A 15,513-nucleotide genomic window follows, 5' to 3' on the forward strand; every position below is an offset into this window, starting at 1 on the left:
ACCCCGCAGGCGTCGAAGGCAACTCGGCGCAGGCGGTGTGCCGGCGCGGGACGTGGGAGGTGCCCTGGTCATGGGCGCCGCAACCGTGGGCCCTCAGGCTACGATCGCCGTGCGCCTGTGGGACCTTCACACCCGACACGGCATCACGTCGTGGCCCTCTGCGAGAGGTAACCCCGGAAACCCCCATGCCCAGAGCCGGCCTCACCCCCGACCGCCTCGTGGCCGCCGCAGCCGACCTCGCCGACGAGGCCGGCTACGAGCACGTCACCCTCTCCGCCCTGGCACGCCGCTTCGGTGTGAAGGACGCCAGCCTGTACACCCACGTCCGGAGCCTCAAGGACCTGCGCACCCGCCTGGCCCTCCTCGCGGGCGGCGAGATGATCGACCGGATCGCGGCGGCGGTCGAGGGGCGGGAGGCCGGCCGGGACACGCTCGCCGCCTTCGCCGGTGCCTACCGGGCCTACGCGCTGGAACACCCGGGCCGGTACGCGGCGACCCAGATCCCCGTCGACCAGGACCTCCTCGCCGACTCCCCCGCGATGCGCCGCACGGCCGACGTCACCTACGGCATGCTCCGCGCCTACGGCCTGGAGGAACCCGACCTCACCGACGCCGTGCGCCTGCTGCGCAGTACCTTCCACGGGTACTGCGCCCTGGAGTCCAACGGCGCCTTCGGCGCGCCCCGTGACGTACAGGCGTCCTGGGACCGGTCGATCGACGCCCTGCACGCGCTGCTTCTGACCTGGCCCCGCGAGGAGAGGAACCCCGATGCGTGACACCGCCGGTTCGATAGCCGAGATCTACTCCCTCGGCACCGGCCCCTGGACGATGACACCCGTCACCCGGGGCGCCCTGGGCCAGATCTGGAAGCTCACCGGGAACGGCCGGTCCTGGGCCGTGAAGGAGCTCCTCTTCGGCTGCGACGAGGCCCAGGTACGACGCGAGGCCGCCTTACGGGAGGCCGCGGAAGGCCTCGGCATCGCCTCACCCCGGCTCCACGCCGACCCGTACGGCGCGCACGCCACCCGCCTCGACTCCCCGGACGGCGGCTCCTGGGTGAAGCTGTACGACTGGGTGGACGGCAGTCCGGCGGACGCCTCCGACCCGGACGTCCTGGACTGGTTCGGCCGGACCATGGCGCTGCTGCACCAGGCCGGCGAGGGCGCCGTCGGGACGCCGGGCGACTGGTACGAGCGGTGCCCCGACGACGCCGAGTGGGAGGACGTGCTCAAGAAGGTGCGGGACGCCGGCCTGCCCTGGTCGGAGGAGCTCGGCCGCTTCGTCGCCACGTCCGCGCCCCCGCTGGCCCACTGGGTCACCCCGTCGGCATCACACGGCCTCGTCACCTCGCACCTCGACCTCCAGCCCCAGAACGTCCTCGTCGGCCCCGACGGGCCGGTCCTCCTCGACTGGGACAACGCGGGGCCGGTCGCGGCGGAACGGGAGTTCGCGCGGGCCGTCCACGTCTGGTCGGGCGGCAACGAGGTGGACATCGAATCCGCCCGGCTGCTGGCCCGGGCCTACCGCGATGCCGGGGGCCCGGCCGTCATCACCGGCCCGGAGTCGTTCTCGATGCTCTTCGCGACCGCCCTCAACTACGTCCATGTACAGGCCGAGACGGCCGTCGACCCCACTGTGACCGATGCGCAACGCCGGTTCGCGAGCGTGCAGGCCGTCTCCTTCCTGCGCGGCGTGCCGGACCTGGCCGCCGTCGCCCTGCTGGTCGCCGCGCTCGACACCTAGCGGGTCACGAACCCGGCCACCTCGTCGTACGACGGTGTCACTCCCGTCGGCATGCGTCCCGCCCTGATGTCCGCCACCGCCTCCAGCGCCGCGCCCAGTGCCCTCCGGTAGAGCAGCGAGCCGAGGCTGATCCGGCGTACGCCGACGTCGGCGAGGTGGGCGACGGTCGGGCCGCCGGGCGAGTAGAGGACGTTGAGGGGGACGTCCAGGTAGCGCACCAGGGCGGCGATCTGCCGTAGGTCGGTGAGGCCGGGGACGAACACGCCGTCCGCGCCCGCCTGTCGGTAGGCGTCGAGCCGGGTGAGCATGTCCCTGGTGTCGCCGTCGCCGTCGCCTTCGCCGAGCCAGTGGGTGTCCGTGCGGGCGTTGACGAAGAGGGCGGGTGCCGCCTTCTTGACCGCGGCGATCTTCGCCGCGTGCCGGGCGACGGGCCCGAGGCCGTCCTCCAGGTTGATACCGACCGCTCCTACGGCGTACAGCTCGCGCGCGAACTCCGCCACCTCGTCCGGGTCGTCGCTGAAGCCGCCCTCCGCGTCGACCGACAGCTGGAACGGTTCGGATCCCAGGGCGAAGGCCAGCCGGAGCGTCTCCTCCCGGGTCGCCGCCACACCGTCGGGCAGTCCCGCGACCGCCGCGACGCCCAGGCTCGTCGTCGCGACCGCCCGGAAGCCCTGCCCGGCGAGGGCCCGGGCCGAGGCGTGGTCCCAGGCGTTGGGCAGGAGGAGGGGCTCGTCTTGGTGGTGGAGGTCGGCGAAGGCAGTCATGGCGCCACGCTAGGACCGGCTCACTTCGGCGCACGCCGAAGTATGGGTTCCGGGTGCCGTGGCAACCTTCGCCGCCCCCACGGCAACCACAGATCATGACAACAGCACAACCCGAAACACAGCCCCGCCGCACCACACGCCACCGCCGCGTCCGCGCGGCCCGCAAGCCCGCGATCGGGGCGCTCGCGGCGGCCGGTCTGCTGGCCGGGGCGTGGTGGGCGACCGCCGGTGCGGCGACGGCCCCGGCCCTCGCGGTGACCAGCACGGCCGTCAGCCTGCCGACCGCGTTCCCCTACCTGTCGGCCGGTTACAACAACACCCGAGAGTGGACCCGCACGGCGACGGCGGCCGCTCCCGACGGCACCCTCCGGGTGGCCTGGCCCGCGGCGGACGGCATCCACGTCACCCCGCTGACCAAAGCCGGTAAGCGGGCGGGCTCCGACACCGTCGTCAAGGGTGCCAAGGAGGTCGGCGGCCTGGTCGCGCACAACGACGGCTTCGCGCTGCTCACCCGCGTCTCCGACAGCAACAAGTGGAAGGAGACGGCGGCGGCCCTGGTCCGCTACCAGGGCGGCAAGGAGACCTTCCGTACGAGGCTCACCGGCACCGCGTCCAAGGACACGGCCCCGCTGCTGGACGGGCAGCTCACCTGGAACGGCAGCAAGTACGGCGCGTACTTCGTGGTGCACGGGGCGGGCGGCGCGGCCGACGGGCACTTCGGCGACAAGCTGGCGTACGTCAGCGCCAAGGGCGCGAAGCTGAGCGGCGGCTGGGGCTGGGGGTGCAGCCACAACGAGGGCATCGCGCTGCACGCCGAGAAGACCGGCGCCTTCACCTCGCTCTGCTTCGACGACTGGCGCTCGGGCCTGTTCGTGTCGACGGGCATCGGCGCCCCCGACAACGCCCCGGTCGTGCAGCGCGAACAGTGCTGGGCAGGCTACTGCGGCGGCACCTTCCCGAGCCGTACCGGCGACCTCGTCAAGTCGGCGACCGGCCGCTACGCCACCGCCTTCGCGTCCCGGGGCGCGGCCTCCGCGAAGAAGAACCCGGACGACGCGAGCGGCCGTGGCTGGACGGTCACCCCGAAGACGGGTACGCACCAGGTGGCGGTGGCGATTCTGAAGGACCGCAACTCCGGCCCCGGCAAGGCGATCCGCCTCTCCGAGACGAAGGGCGTGGAACACGTCAACGTCCATCTCGCCCCGTACGGCAAGGACCGGCTGCTGCTGTCCTGGGAGTCGGTCAAGAACGCCACCTGCAAGGACGGCACCTGCACCGGCACCTTCGCGGGCACGCATCTGCGCCTCATCGACTGGAACGGCACGTTCCAGAGCGCGGCCAAGGTCGTCCAGGACAGGATCACGGGCGATATCGCGGTGTCCGCCGACGGGACGCTGACCTGGGCCTACGCCCCGGCCACGCCCTCCTACGCGAAGCCGCTCACCGGTGCGTCCCCGACGTCCACGACCTTGAAGATCGCCCGTCTCAAGCCGTGACGTCCACGCCCGACTCCGTCAGCCGGACCCGTGTCACGCCGCCGTCGCTCCAGCGGACCTCCAGTGCTCCGGCATCGTCGGCGCGTACGGAGACCAACTCCTGCAGCGCGGCCGGGTCCGGCTCGGCCGTCAGTCGGGCCAGGGCGACGAACAGGGTGGCCCGCTCGCCCACGGCGCCCGTCAGGGTGTCCGTGAGGCCGATCGCCGGCAGGAGTTCCGCCCTCAGCCCCTCCCCGGTCGGCCAGCCGGTGACCCGTACCGCCGTCCCGGGCTCCGCTCCCGACACCAGGTGCGCCCGCACCTCCACGGCCCCGCGCGCCAGCACCACGCTCGTCACCCGCGCTCCCCCGCCCGCCGTGTGCCGGGAGGCCGCCCAGCCCTCGCCGACACCGAGCGGTTCGATGCCGGTGCGGCTCGGGTCGTCGCCGACGATCACGCTGTTGTCGGGCGGGGAGGGCGCCGCGGCCGGGGCCGTCACCGTCGAGTACGCCAGGCGCGTGTAGTACGGGTCGTAGCGGACGTCCTCGCTGCCGTGGTTGTGGAGGCGGACCACGCCGTCCGAACGGGTCGACTGGAGAAGCCAGTTGGGCGGTCCGACGGGGGTGACGGCGTCGGCGCGCTCGGCCGGGCCGGGTTCCTCCGCCGCCGTCCACACCTCGTGGTCGGCGGGCAGCAGCAGGCCGAGGAAGCCCTTGCTCGCCCAGTACGGGGAGGCCGGGCCCGAGTAGCCCTGGAGGACGGACGCGTCGGGGCCGTGCCAGCCGAGGGAGAGCAGGCCCTTGTCGTCCACCGCACCCCGGTCGAGGAAGTACCGCAGCGCACCCGAGGCCAGCCGCCGGGTCTCCCCGGGCGACAGGGGCGTACGGCCGGTCAGCGCGCCCAGCCAGAGGGGGGCCGTCGTGGCGAAGCGGTAGGTGAGGGAGCGGCCCTGGTGCATCGGGGCGCCGTCGCCGCCGAACAGCCGGGCGTAGTCCGAGAGGTGGCGGGAGAGGCGGTCGCCGTAGAGATCCAGCAGGCGCTCGTCCTGCTCCAGCCAGGCGTGCAGCACCGGGTAGAGGTGCATCGCCCAGCCGTTGTAGTAGTCGAACTTGCGGCCGTCGCCGTCGGTGTACCAGCCGTCGCCCAGGTACCACCGCTCGATGCGTTCCAGGCCGCGGTAGATCGCCGCGCGGGACGCATCCGGCTCGTGGCCGATCTCGGCCAGGAAGCCGCCGACCGTGACCGGGAACAGCTCCCAGTTGCAGGGCCATGCCTCGGCGGTGAGGGCGTCGCCGAGCCAGTCGGCCGTCCGCTGCCGTACGCCGTCGTCCAGCCGGTCCCACAGCAGATCCCGGGTCAGGCGCAGGGCGAGCGCGATCGAGGCCGCCTCCACCAGGGGCTGGCTGCGGTCCTCGATACGGGGCCAGACGCCCGAGACACCGGCGGCGAGGCCGGTGGCGTAGCGCTCCAGGGCCTTCTCGTCGCGGCGGAAGGCGGCCAGCAGCAGGGTGCGGGCGTAGCCCTCCAGACCGTCGGAGAGACGGCCCGACCAGCTGGTCCGCTCGCCGGGCAGGTGGTACAGCGCCCGGTCCTCGGTCGCGTACGGCTCGACGGCGGTGAGCAGGGCGTCGGCCGCCGCCTCCCAGTGGGCGCGGGTGCAGCCGGTGAACGGAGACGTCGTGCCGTCGGCCGGAGGCAGGTGCATCGGTTCTCTTTCGTGCGCGGGTTCGTGTTCGTGCGCGGGTTCGTGCTCGGACGCTTGGATCGGCCCGCACAGGCGGACCTGGCTCGGCCCGGACAGGCCGGACCTGGAGCGCCCCGGTTCCGGTCGGGGCGCCCCAGGGGCTCTATCCCACCCGCACTCTGCCCTTCGGCACCAGATGCCGGGTGACGAGTTCGTCGCGGACGAGGCCCGCGTAGGCCGTGGCACCGCGCACGGAGGTGTGCGTGTTGTCCCGCGCCTCGTTGTAGAGGTACAGCGCCTTCGAGCCCTCCACGCCCAGGGACTCCACGAGCGCCTTCGTCTTCGCGGTGAGGTCGATCAGCGGGACGTCACGCTCGGCGGCGACGGAGCGGGTGACCGCCGGGTGGTCGACGCCGAGGCCGTTGACCAGGAGGGCGGTGCCGTTGTTCAGCGTGCCGTCCGCGTTGAACCAGCGGCGCACGATGGGGGTGACAAGGACCGGCTGTCCGCCCCGCGCCCGGACGCCGTCCACCAGGGTCTCCAGGTTGGCCCGGTAGGTGGCCTCGTCCGTGGTCTTGTCGTTGTGGGCGAGCTGGACCAGGACCAGATCGCCGGAGCGGATCAGGGGCCGTACGGTGGCCCACAGCTTCGGGTTCCCCAGATAGGAGACCGTACTCTCCCCGGAATCGGCGTAGTTGGCGACGGACACGCCCTCGCGGAGGTACTGGGGCAGTTGCTGGCCCCAGCCGGAGTACGGGTCGCCGGGCTGGTCACAGACGGTGGAGTCGCCGACGAGGAAGATCTGGCGGGTGTGCCGGGCGGGGGTGACCCGGATGTCGGCGAGGGCGGGTGCGGAACCGCCGATCCGCAGGTCGAGGCCGGGGGTTCCCTCGGGGCCGGTGGGCTCGCCCTCGGGGGTGCGGACGTTCACGGTGAAGCTGCGGGTCACGCGCTTGCCCGCAGGGGCGGTTGTCTCGGGGAGCAGGGCACGGCGGGTCTCGCCGCTGACGCTGGTGGCGGACGCGGTTTCTCCGCCGAGCACGACCCGCACGTCGTATGTGCCGGGCGGGACGTCGAAGTGGCAGGTGCCGGCGGCGCACTGTGCCAGGCCCAGGGACGGGCGGCCGGAGTGCGCCTGCGCCGGTACGGACGGCAACGCGCTCCCCAGAGCCAACGCCGCCACGACGGCGATGCTGAAACGTCTCACTCGCGGCTCCTCCCAGCGGACGACAAGACCTGGAGGTGGACCGTACCGCTCCGGACAAGCGCTTTCTAGACCCCGAGCAGCATTCACGAGATGGACAACTTCACATGACCGAAAGCCCTTTCGCGAAATCGATTCAACTGTCACCCTCACTCCCACCCGAACTCCCCCCCACCTCCCGAGGAGGCCCCCCATGTCCGGATCCGCGCACAGACCGGTCGGCCGCCGCACCTTCGTCCTCGCCGCCACCGCCGCGGCCGCCGGCACGGCCCTCACCGGCACGGCGCACGCCGCCGCCTTCGGCTGGAGCGACGACGGCTCGCACTACGTCGTCGACACCGGCGCCCAACTGGTCTTCAAGGTCAGCAAGTCCACCGGCGACCTGACCTCGCTGGTCTACCGGGGCACGGAGTACCAGGGCTACGGCGGCATGAACTCGCACATCGAGTCCGGCCTCGGCGCCTCCACCGTCGGCATCAGTCAGTCCGGCTCGACGATCCTGGTCTCCGTCACGCACGGCACGCTGAAGCACTACTACGCGGCCCGCAGCGGCGAGAACAACATCTACCTGTGGACCAACAAGGCCGATACGTCCGTCTCCGCGACCCGGTACATCGTGCGCGTGAAGAAGGGCGCGTTCCTCAACGACGAGCCCGACTCCTACACCTACGCGCCGACCGCCATCGAGGCCTCGGACGTCTTCAGGAAGTCCGACGGACAGACCCGCTCGAAGCACTACTCCAAGCGGCGCGTCATGGACTACGACTACGTCGGCTGGTCGGCCGGCGGGGTCGGCCTGTGGGTCGTGCGCAGCAACCACGAGAAGGCGTCCGGCGGCCCCTTCTACCGCTCCCTGCTGCGCCACCAGAGCGCCGACGGCGGCGGTCTCTACGAGATCCTGTACTACGGCCAGAACCAGACCGAGTCCCAGCGCTTCGGCCTCCAGGGCCCTTACGTCATCGCCTTCACGGACGGCGGGGCGCCCTCCTCGGCGCTGTTCCCGGGCACGCTGACCACACCGTGGGCCGACTCGCTCGGCATCTCGGGATACGTGCCGGCGAGCGGCCGGGGCAAGGTGGCGGGCGTCGGGATATCGGGCCGGAACTCGGCGTACCCGTACACCGTCGGTCTGGCCAACTCGGCTGCCCAGTACTGGGGTTCGGCGCGTTCCTCGGACGGCTACTTCTCCGTCGGAGGCGTGCTGCCGGGGACGTACACGCTGACCGTCTTCAAGGGTGAGCTGGCGCTGTATACGACGTCGGTGAGCGTGTCGGCGGGCGGGACGACCACGCTGAACACGATCGCCCTGCCGTCCTCGAACGACCCCGCCAACGCCGGCGCGATCTGGCGGATCGGGGACTGGAACGGCACGCCGGGCGGGTTCAAGAACGCGGACCTGATGACGTACGCGCATCCGTCGGACGTACGGGCCGCGTCCTGGACCGGGAACGTGGTGATCGGCGGCGGCGGTGAGACGGCGGCCTTCCCCTGCTACCTCTGGAAGGACGTCAACAGCGGGCTGCTCGTGTACTTCAGGCTGACCGCCGCGCAGGCCGCCGCCGCGCACACCCTGCGCATCGGCGTGACGACGGCGTACGCGAACGGCCGGCCCCAGATCACGGTCAACGACACCTGGACGTCAGCCATCCCGTCCCCGCCCACGCAGCCGAACACCCGGTCGCTGACCAACGGTTCCTACCGCGGCAACAACCACACGTTCACGTACAGCGTCCCGGCGTCCGCCTGGAAGACGGACACGAGTCAGTACAACGTGCTCAGGATCGACGTGGTGAGCGGGTCGGGGGCGACAGGGTTCCTCAGCGCCGGGACGGCGATCGACGCGATCGATCTGCTGGCCTAGCGGCCCTCGGGGCCGTCATGTCCCGCGCGTCCACTGCTGGTTGGTTCCTCCGTTGCACGTGTAGGTGATGAGGGCGGCGGAGTCGGCGGTGGACGCGCCGTTCACGTCCAGGCACTCGCCGGTCGCCCGGGACTTGACGTTCACGTACGAGCCGGTGGTGGTCAGGGACCACTGCTGGCTCGTCGCGGAGGCGTCGCAGTTCTCCTGCGTGAGGGTGCTCGCGTTCTCCCGCACGCACAGGGAGCTGTTGCGGACCGCCAGTTGGTAGTAGCCGCCGCCGACGGACTTGAACCAGTACTTCTGGTTGCTGCCGCCGTTGCAGGCGTACTGCTTGAGCTGGGCACCGGCCCAGAGCGACTGGCTGGTCACGTCCGCGCACTTGGCGGAGTGGCGGGCGATCAGGGTGTTGTAGGTGGCGCTCGTGCCGGTGACGGTCCCGGCGGCCGTGTCGACGGTGACCTCCGGCGACCAGGACATGGACATCGTGGTCGAGTTGGAGAAGTTCAGGGGCAGCCACACGTACCGCGAGTCGTTGACGGTCCCGCCGAAGGAGTTGCCCCAGCGGTCGCCGAGGTAGAGGTACGAGGTCCCCGAGGTGCCCTGCACGGGCAGGACGAACGCGGTCTGTGAGCCGTAGGTCGTCGCGTCGCCGATGTTCCTCATGGCCGACCAGGGTCCGCCGATGCTCGTGGCCGTGGCGTACTGCTGCTGGTTGGGGTTCCAGCCCGTGGCGCCCGAGGTCAGCATGAAGTAGACGCCGCCCCGCTTGAACAGGGCCGGGGCCTCGCGGTGGCCGCCGGGCCAGGGGTTGGCGACCAGGCTCGCTATGCCGGTGTAGTCGGCGGTGAGCCGGTAGATCTGGAGGTCGTAGTTCTCGCGGGCGGCGGAGATCATGTACCCGGCGCCGTCGGTGTCGACGAAGACCGTGATGTCCCGGGACATGTGCTGGCCGAGCGGCCGGAAGCTGCCCTTCCAGGTGTAGTTCCCGTCGACGGTGTCGGAGACGGCGACGGCCGCGCGGGCTTCGCTGTAGTCGGTGCCGTTCTCCTTGTGCATCCACATGACGAACTTGCCGGTGGACGCGTTGTACATGACCTTGGGCCGCTCGATGTTGGCGGTCGCGAGCTCCGGGTCGCTGGCCTCGGTCAGGACGTGGTTGCGGAACTCCCAGTTCTTCAGGTCGGTCGAGCGGTAGGCGTCGACGTACCGGAAGGTGTTGTCGGCGTTGCGGTGCTCGCCGAACCAGTAGTAGTAGGAGCCGACCTTGAGGACTCCGCCGCCGTGCGCGTGGACGGGGTTGCCCGAGGTGTCCTTGAACTGGGTGCCGTTGGTGATCGTCTGGGGCGCGGCCTGGGCGGGGCCGGCGCTGGCGAGGGCGCCGAACAGTCCGAGGCACAGGGCGAGGAGGGCGGCGTACGCGCGTCTCATCTCACTCACCCGCCGGGGCCGTGTCGGCGACGGGGATGCCGAAGTCCGGGGTGCCGTCCGGCTTCCAGCCGAGCTTCTGGATGCGGGTGTGGCGGTTGGGGTCGTTCAGGGGGTCGCCGTTGATGTCCTTGTACTGGCGGGCGTGGTAGACGAGGACGTCGGTGCGGCCGTCCTCGGCGACCGTGAAGCAGTTGTGGCCGGGGCCGTACTGCTTGGTGGTGTCGTTGCTGGTGAAGACCGGGGTCGGCGACTTGGCCCAGCTGACGGGGTCCAGGAGGTGGCTGTCGGCGTCGGCGGTCAGCAGGCCCACGCAGTAGTGGGAGTCGGTGGCGCTGGCCGAGTAGGTCATGAAGAGGCGGCCGTTGCGCTTCAGCACGTAGGGGCCCTCGTTGACCTTGTAGCCGATGCGCTCCCAGTCGTACTCCGGGGTGGAGAGCCGCACCTGCGGGCCCGTGAGGGTCCAGGGGTTCGCCATCTCGGAGAGGAAGATGCCGGTGTTGTTGTCCATGCCGGGCTCGTGCTGCGCCCAGGCGAGGTAGCGGGAGCCCCGGTGGGTGAAGGTGGTGGCGTCCAGGGAGAAGGTCTCCCAGGCCGTCTTGACCTGGCCCTTCTCCACCCAGGTGCCCTGGAAGGGGTTGGGGTGGGCGTTCTCCAGGACCCAGATGCGGATCGCCCAGACGTCCTCGGCGGGCGCGGAGGCGAAGTAGATGTACCACTTGCCGCCGATGCGGTGCAGTTCGGGCGCCCAGATGTGCGCGCCCATGTTCCCGGTGGGGTGGGCACGCCAGATGACGGACTCGTCGGCCGTGCCGAGGCCGTTCAGGGTGCGGGAGCGGCGCAGGATGATGCGGTCGTACTCGGGGGCGGTGGCGGTGAAGTAGTAGAAGCCGTCCGTGTGCCGGTGGATGTGCGGATCGGCCCGGTTGCGGACGAGCGGGTTCTCGAAGGGCGCCGGCTTCGGGCGCCTCACCGGCGCGGCGGCCTGGGCCACACCGGGGACGACGGGCACGGCGGCCAGGGCGCCGGCGGCTGCGGCACCCTTCAGCAGAAGTCTGCGGCTGGGGGGTTCGGGCAGGGCGTGGTCGCGTTCGCGGCTCATGCGGGGGGCTGCCTCTCACTGGCGTTGTCTGATATTTCGAACACCATCTGTCATTACGAACGCCGAAAAGGTAAGGGTGTGTCACGGGGAGGTCAACGGGTCTGACGGGACGAAGACGGCCGGGCCTCAGAAGGGGCGGCGGTACGGGTACTTGTCCACTCGGTCGTGGATCGCGCGCAGCCATGGCTCGCGGACGGCGGGCAATCGGGCCAGTGTGTGGAGGAGGATGCGCGGGTCGGGCCGGAACAGCGACCGTGGGCGCAGGGGCAGGGGATCGTCGCGCTCGACTCCGTCGGGCAGGCGGCCGCTGGTGGGCGTGGGCAACTGCGCGGGCTCAAGGGCCAGGTGGAGCCACACGCCGGCGGGCACGGGCACGGTGTGCGCGACGCCGGGCGGTGCCTGCCACACCTCGCCGGTGCGCGGGTGCCGGGGGACGAGGGCGATGTCGGGGGCGGGGTCGAGGGCGGGCAGGCCCGGTCCGGCGAGGGCGGCCGTCTTTCCTCGGTGCACGCTTGTGCGGGAGCAGCAGATCGAGCGCTCGGCCCAGCGTCTCGGCGAGGAGACCGTCGGGAACGCTCACCGGTGTGCCCACCGCGGCGGCCAGCAGGTGGGCCAGGGCCGATCCGAGGGCCGCCTCCCAGCGGGGATCCCACCACCCGCCCTGCTCGACGGGCGGGACGGCCTCGTACTCCCGGCCCAGCGCCGCCCAGTCCGCCGGGAGAGCGGGTGCGTCGGCGGTGAGGGGGTGAACGGCGTCCGGGTCGAGCCACACCGCCTGCCAGAGCGTGCAGTCGTCGACGCGTGTCGCGACGGGCCGTCCGCACCGGGCGCAGGCCAGGTTGGGGCCGCTGCTCCCGTCCAGCCCCAGGCAGTAGCCCTCGCATCGCCCGGGGATGAGAACGGTGCCGCGCACATCACCGGGCGCGACGACGATCGCGCCGGGCGACCCGAAGGACAGCGCGGGTACGGGCGCGAACACGCCCCGGGCCGAGGACTCTTGCGCCGCGACCTCGCTCCACTGCCGCCAGGGCGGTCCGAAGGGTTCGGGTTCGACGGCGTAGGTGCCCGATTCCATCAGGGCGGGGAGCAGCTCATGGCTGTAGGTCTGACGGGCGTGGTCGGGAAGCGCCACCCGCGACACGGGCACGGTCAGCTCGGCGCCGCATCGCGTACACCCGAACACGGGCAATTGGCCTCCCCCTTGCTCTCCCCCTGGTCAGGGGGAGTATCGCGGCGCGGCCACAGGTCGCCAACCCAATTTCTGTTATCGGCGCCCGCCGCCCCCGTCTCCGGTGATGTGCGCAGCCTCACCACCCACACCACAGCAGCGGCCGTCGGCGTCCTCGCGGCGGTCGTGCCCCTCGTCACCGCTCCCCCGGCGGCGGCCGACGGTCCCCGGGATGTCACGGGCGCCGTGCTCGCCGGGCGGGATGTGACGCTCGCCGGGGACACGGTCGTCGCCGTGCCGCCCGGGACGACGACGTACGACGGCGTGTTCCGGGGTGAGGGGACGCTGACCGTGCGGGGCAGCGGGACACTGGTCCTCACCAGGGACAGTGACGTCACGCTGCCCCGGTCCCGGCAGCGGCAGACCGTGCGGACGCTCGGCGGGAACCACCCGTATGTGACCGTGGCCCGACCCGACCCGCCCGCGATCACCGTGGAGCGCGGGGCGACCCTCCAGTACGGCGACGGGGGCACGACCGGGCTCATCGGCCACTTCCCTTACGGCACACCGGCGTTCCGGCTCAACCAGGACAACATCCGGGTCGACGGCACCCTGCGGCTCGCCCTGAGGAGCGCCTACAACCTGGGCACCATCAGCGGCTCCGGGCTGATCAGCCAGCCGCGTTTCCTCTGGGGCACCTGGGACCTGTCGGGGGCCCACTCCTTCTCCGGGGTGATCGACAACGGCACACAGGTGAACGCCGGGCGACCGGAGTACGCGACCTCGCTGCCGCGCCTGCGCAAGCTCCTCAACCAGGGCACCTTCACCGTGGACACCCCGCTGGGGCAGACCGTCACGATGGGCATGGACTTCTACCAGCGCGAGTACGGCAGCGACATCAACGTCCAGTCGCGGCCGGGCGGCAAGGTCGTCCTGACCGGGCAGTACAGCTGGTCGGACCGGGGCGGCGACACCGACCCCTCGCTCAGCGACCCCGCCCTGAACTGGACGCCCGCCCGAAAGAACGTGAACAAGCGCGGCACCAACATCAAGGGCGCGAACGTCCGGTGGGGCGACGGCACCACGAACAGGATCTTCATGCCGGGCACGGCGGAGACCGTGTACATCAACCTCCTCGCGGCCCGGGAGCGTTCGAGGCTCACCTTCGACTACAACGGCCCGGTGACGCTCGGCGCCCCCATCGGCGGCGGCCGGTTCCACGACTCGCTCTCCGCCCCCGGAGCCGGTGACATCGTCATCGCCGGAACTCCCGGCAACGACGTGACCTTCGCGGCCGTCCAGCACTACGACGGCTCCACCACGGTCGAGAAGGGCGCGGTCCTGCGCCTCGGCAGCGGGAAGCGCGGCGGCGACGGCGGTCTGTACACGCGAGGCGCCCGCTCCGAGGTCGTCAACAACGGCTCCCTCGTCCTGCGCAACACGGACCAGCCCCTCACCCTGTCCCGCGTCGGCGGCAGCGGCTCGCTCACCCAGTCGGGCGCGGCCACAACGACCCTCACGGGCGGCGCGGTGACGTACACCGGGCCGACCACGGTCTCCCGGGGCACACTGGCCCTGCGCGAAGGCGCCACACTCGCCCGGAGCAAGGCGATCCGGCTCACCTCGGCCGGAGCCCGCCTGGACACGGGCCGGGCGGGCCTGCACGTCTCGACCACCCTGAGCGGCAAGGGCACAGTGCAAGGGGCGGTCACCAACGAGGGAACCGTCACGACCGGCCTCACCGTCGACGGCCCCTACACGCAGGGCGCGAAAGGCTCCCTGCTCCTGCGGGAGAAGCCACTGAAGGTGACGGGCGCGGTACGGCTGTCCGGAGACCTCGATGTGCCGGCGGCCGGGAAGCGGACCGCTCGGGTGATCCCCGTGCTCGACAACCAGGGCCGCTCCAAGCCCTCGGGAACCTTCACCGGCCTGAAGGAGGGCGCCCGGCTGAAGCTGGCCGGCACCACCTACCGCATCAGCTACCGCGCCGGTGACGGCAACGACATCGCCCTGACAGCGGCCACCGCCACCCCGGTCCCGTCCCCCACCGCGCCGGACTCGCCCGCCTCCGACACGGTGACGCCCCGCAGCGCCGGCGCCTCGGAGAACATCGGCTTCGGCTGGTGGCCCTACGCGCTCGGCCTGGCCCTCGTCGTCAGCCTCGCCGTACCGATGGCGACGCGGCGCGGGCGGGGGCGGGGGCGGCGGGGCGGCGGACGTCATGCGGGCCGGGCTCGCCGGTGAGGCTCACACCTCGGACTCGCCCCACGACGTGACCACCGCTTCGTCGCCGACCGACACCTTGCCGGGCCGCAGGACCGCGTACTTCGTGCCGAAGGCGATGCCGCCCTGGGAGGCGCGCCGGTAGCCGGCGAGGGTGCGCAGGGGTTCCGGGCCCGCCCTGGTTCCGGAGTGCTGGTCGACCAGGGTGACCGCGCAGCGGATGGCGAGCTTCGCATAGCCCAGTTCGGTGTCGCCGACGCGGATGCGGTGGGCGCGGTCCTCGGTGTGGGGGTCGTCCCAGCCGTCGATGACGAGGTTGGGGCGGAAGCGGTCCATGGGCAGCGGGCGTTCTCCGCGCTCGGCCAGTCTCCGGTTGAGCAGGTCGAGGGTGGAGCGGGAGAGGACGTGCAAGGCGCAGCTGTCGGCATAGCCGGAGGTGCCCGGTGTCATGCCGTCGGTCACCCGGTCGTGCTCCGGCGGTACGCGCACGAGCCGGCTCCGGGCGCCGAGCACGTCCGAGAGCCAGGCGGCCGCCTCATCGCCCTGGTCGATGCCCTGGAAGGTGTCACCGAACAGGTCGACCTTCTGCCGGGTGCCGGAGGCGTCCACGCTCAGGTGCAGGGCCCGAAGTCCTGGTGCCCGGAGCGTGAGGTGAGCGCCGTCGGCGGTGACAGCGGGCCGGATGAGGGCGAGGCGGGGGTCTCGGCGCTGCGTCCGGTACACGCCCTCCTCGCTGACCACCATGAAGCTGCGGTCGTCTGCCAGTCCGGCGGGCGTCAGCAGCGCCTCCCGGACCGATGTCCCGGCGCACCCCTTGAGGGGGTAGTACGTCAACTCGACCACGCGTGCCATGCTTCCCCCCCC

The 15,513-nt window shown here is 71.8% G+C and carries 11 protein-coding genes and 1 pseudogene; 5 read left to right on the forward strand and 7 right to left on the reverse strand.

The window, feature by feature from the left end; translation table 11 throughout:
- Positions 1-185 precede the first annotated feature (185 nt).
- Together NNW99_RS06595 and NNW99_RS06600 are read left to right on the forward strand one after the other, a co-directional pair.
- A complete protein-coding gene (locus NNW99_RS06595) occupies positions 186-776 on the forward strand; it encodes a TetR/AcrR family transcriptional regulator (RefSeq protein WP_215117756.1) in 591 nt (196 codons plus the stop codon).
- Positions 769-1,743, forward strand: a complete 975-nt coding sequence (locus NNW99_RS06600) for an aminoglycoside phosphotransferase family protein (RefSeq protein WP_215117757.1) — start codon at positions 769-771, stop codon at positions 1,741-1,743. Before NNW99_RS06595 ends, NNW99_RS06600 begins: the two co-directional genes overlap by 8 nt.
- Here the strand turns inward: NNW99_RS06600 and NNW99_RS06605 are convergent.
- Entirely contained in the window at positions 1,740-2,507 is a 768-nt protein-coding gene (locus NNW99_RS06605; RefSeq protein WP_215117758.1) for an isocitrate lyase/phosphoenolpyruvate mutase family protein, read from the reverse strand. The two genes, NNW99_RS06600 and NNW99_RS06605, sit on opposite strands and share 4 nt — an antisense overlap.
- 95 nt (positions 2,508-2,602) lie before the next feature.
- Here NNW99_RS06605 and NNW99_RS06610 point away from each other — a divergent pair, with 95 nt between their 5' ends.
- Entirely contained in the window at positions 2,603-4,003 is a 1,401-nt protein-coding gene (locus NNW99_RS06610; RefSeq protein ID WP_215117759.1) for a hypothetical protein, read from the forward strand.
- Here NNW99_RS06610 and NNW99_RS06615 read toward each other — a convergent pair.
- Complete coding sequence (locus NNW99_RS06615; protein WP_215117760.1) at positions 3,993-5,687, reverse strand: DUF2264 domain-containing protein; 1,695 nt, start codon at positions 5,685-5,687, stop codon at positions 3,993-3,995. The genes NNW99_RS06610 and NNW99_RS06615 overlap by 11 nt on opposite strands.
- A 142-nt stretch (positions 5,688-5,829) precedes the next feature.
- Positions 5,830-6,873: a rhamnogalacturonan acetylesterase gene (locus NNW99_RS06620; protein WP_215117761.1), complete on the reverse strand. Its 1,044-nt coding sequence runs from the start codon at positions 6,871-6,873 to the stop codon at positions 5,830-5,832.
- 190 nt (positions 6,874-7,063) lie between these two features.
- On the opposite strand from NNW99_RS06620, the gene NNW99_RS06625 reads away from it, so the two are divergent.
- Positions 7,064-8,731: a rhamnogalacturonan lyase B N-terminal domain-containing protein gene (locus NNW99_RS06625; protein ID WP_215117762.1), complete on the forward strand. Its 1,668-nt coding sequence runs from the start codon at positions 7,064-7,066 to the stop codon at positions 8,729-8,731.
- Positions 8,732-8,746: 15 nt separating this feature from the next.
- Here the strand turns inward: NNW99_RS06625 and NNW99_RS06630 are convergent, their stop codons facing one another.
- The 3 genes and pseudogenes from NNW99_RS06630 to NNW99_RS06640 all read right to left on the reverse strand — a co-directional run bounded on the left by NNW99_RS06630 (position 8,747) and on the right by NNW99_RS06640 (position 12,447).
- Positions 8,747-10,159 (reverse strand): RICIN domain-containing protein, encoded by a 1,413-nt coding sequence (locus NNW99_RS06630; protein ID WP_215117763.1) that lies wholly within the window; start codon positions 10,157-10,159, stop codon positions 8,747-8,749.
- A gap of 1 nt (position 10,160) precedes the next feature.
- Entirely contained in the window at positions 10,161-11,258 is a 1,098-nt protein-coding gene (locus NNW99_RS06635) for a family 43 glycosylhydrolase (protein WP_215117764.1), read from the reverse strand.
- 126 nt (positions 11,259-11,384) lie between these two features.
- Positions 11,385-12,447: pseudogene (locus NNW99_RS06640) on the reverse strand (hypothetical protein).
- A 108-nt stretch (positions 12,448-12,555) separates the two neighbouring features.
- On the opposite strand from NNW99_RS06640, the gene NNW99_RS06645 reads away from it, so the two are divergent.
- A complete protein-coding gene (locus tag NNW99_RS06645; RefSeq protein ID WP_215117765.1) occupies positions 12,556-14,670 on the forward strand; it encodes an autotransporter-associated beta strand repeat-containing protein in 2,115 nt (704 codons plus the stop codon).
- A 3-nt stretch (positions 14,671-14,673) separates the two neighbouring features.
- Here the strand turns inward: NNW99_RS06645 and NNW99_RS06650 are convergent, their stop codons facing one another.
- Positions 14,674-15,501 (reverse strand): MOSC domain-containing protein, encoded by an 828-nt coding sequence (locus NNW99_RS06650; RefSeq protein ID WP_215117766.1) that lies wholly within the window; start codon positions 15,499-15,501, stop codon positions 14,674-14,676.
- Positions 15,502-15,513: the final 12 nt, after the last annotated feature.

Source organism: Streptomyces sp. CRCS-T-1 (assembly GCF_024442335.1).
Taxonomy (GTDB): domain Bacteria; phylum Actinomycetota; class Actinomycetes; order Streptomycetales; family Streptomycetaceae; genus Streptomyces; species Streptomyces koelreuteriae.

Coding starts and splice junctions, on each gene's coding strand:
- NNW99_RS06595 (WP_215117756.1), top strand. CDS start 186: ATGCCCAGAGCCGGCCTCACCCCCGACCGCCTCGTGGCCGCCGCAGCC.
- NNW99_RS06600 (WP_215117757.1), top strand. CDS start 769: ATGCGTGACACCGCCGGTTCGATAGCCGAGATCTACTCCCTCGGCACC.
- NNW99_RS06605 (WP_215117758.1), bottom strand. CDS start 2,507: ATGACTGCCTTCGCCGACCTCCACCACCAAGACGAGCCCCTCCTCCTG.
- NNW99_RS06610 (WP_215117759.1), top strand. CDS start 2,603: ATGACAACAGCACAACCCGAAACACAGCCCCGCCGCACCACACGCCAC.
- NNW99_RS06615 (WP_215117760.1), bottom strand. CDS start 5,687: ATGCACCTGCCTCCGGCCGACGGCACGACGTCTCCGTTCACCGGCTGC.
- NNW99_RS06625 (WP_215117762.1), top strand. CDS start 7,064: ATGTCCGGATCCGCGCACAGACCGGTCGGCCGCCGCACCTTCGTCCTC.
- NNW99_RS06630 (WP_215117763.1), bottom strand. CDS start 10,159: ATGAGACGCGCGTACGCCGCCCTCCTCGCCCTGTGCCTCGGACTGTTC.
- NNW99_RS06635 (WP_215117764.1), bottom strand. CDS start 11,258: ATGAGCCGCGAACGCGACCACGCCCTGCCCGAACCCCCCAGCCGCAGA.
- NNW99_RS06650 (WP_215117766.1), bottom strand. CDS start 15,501: ATGGCACGCGTGGTCGAGTTGACGTACTACCCCCTCAAGGGGTGCGCC.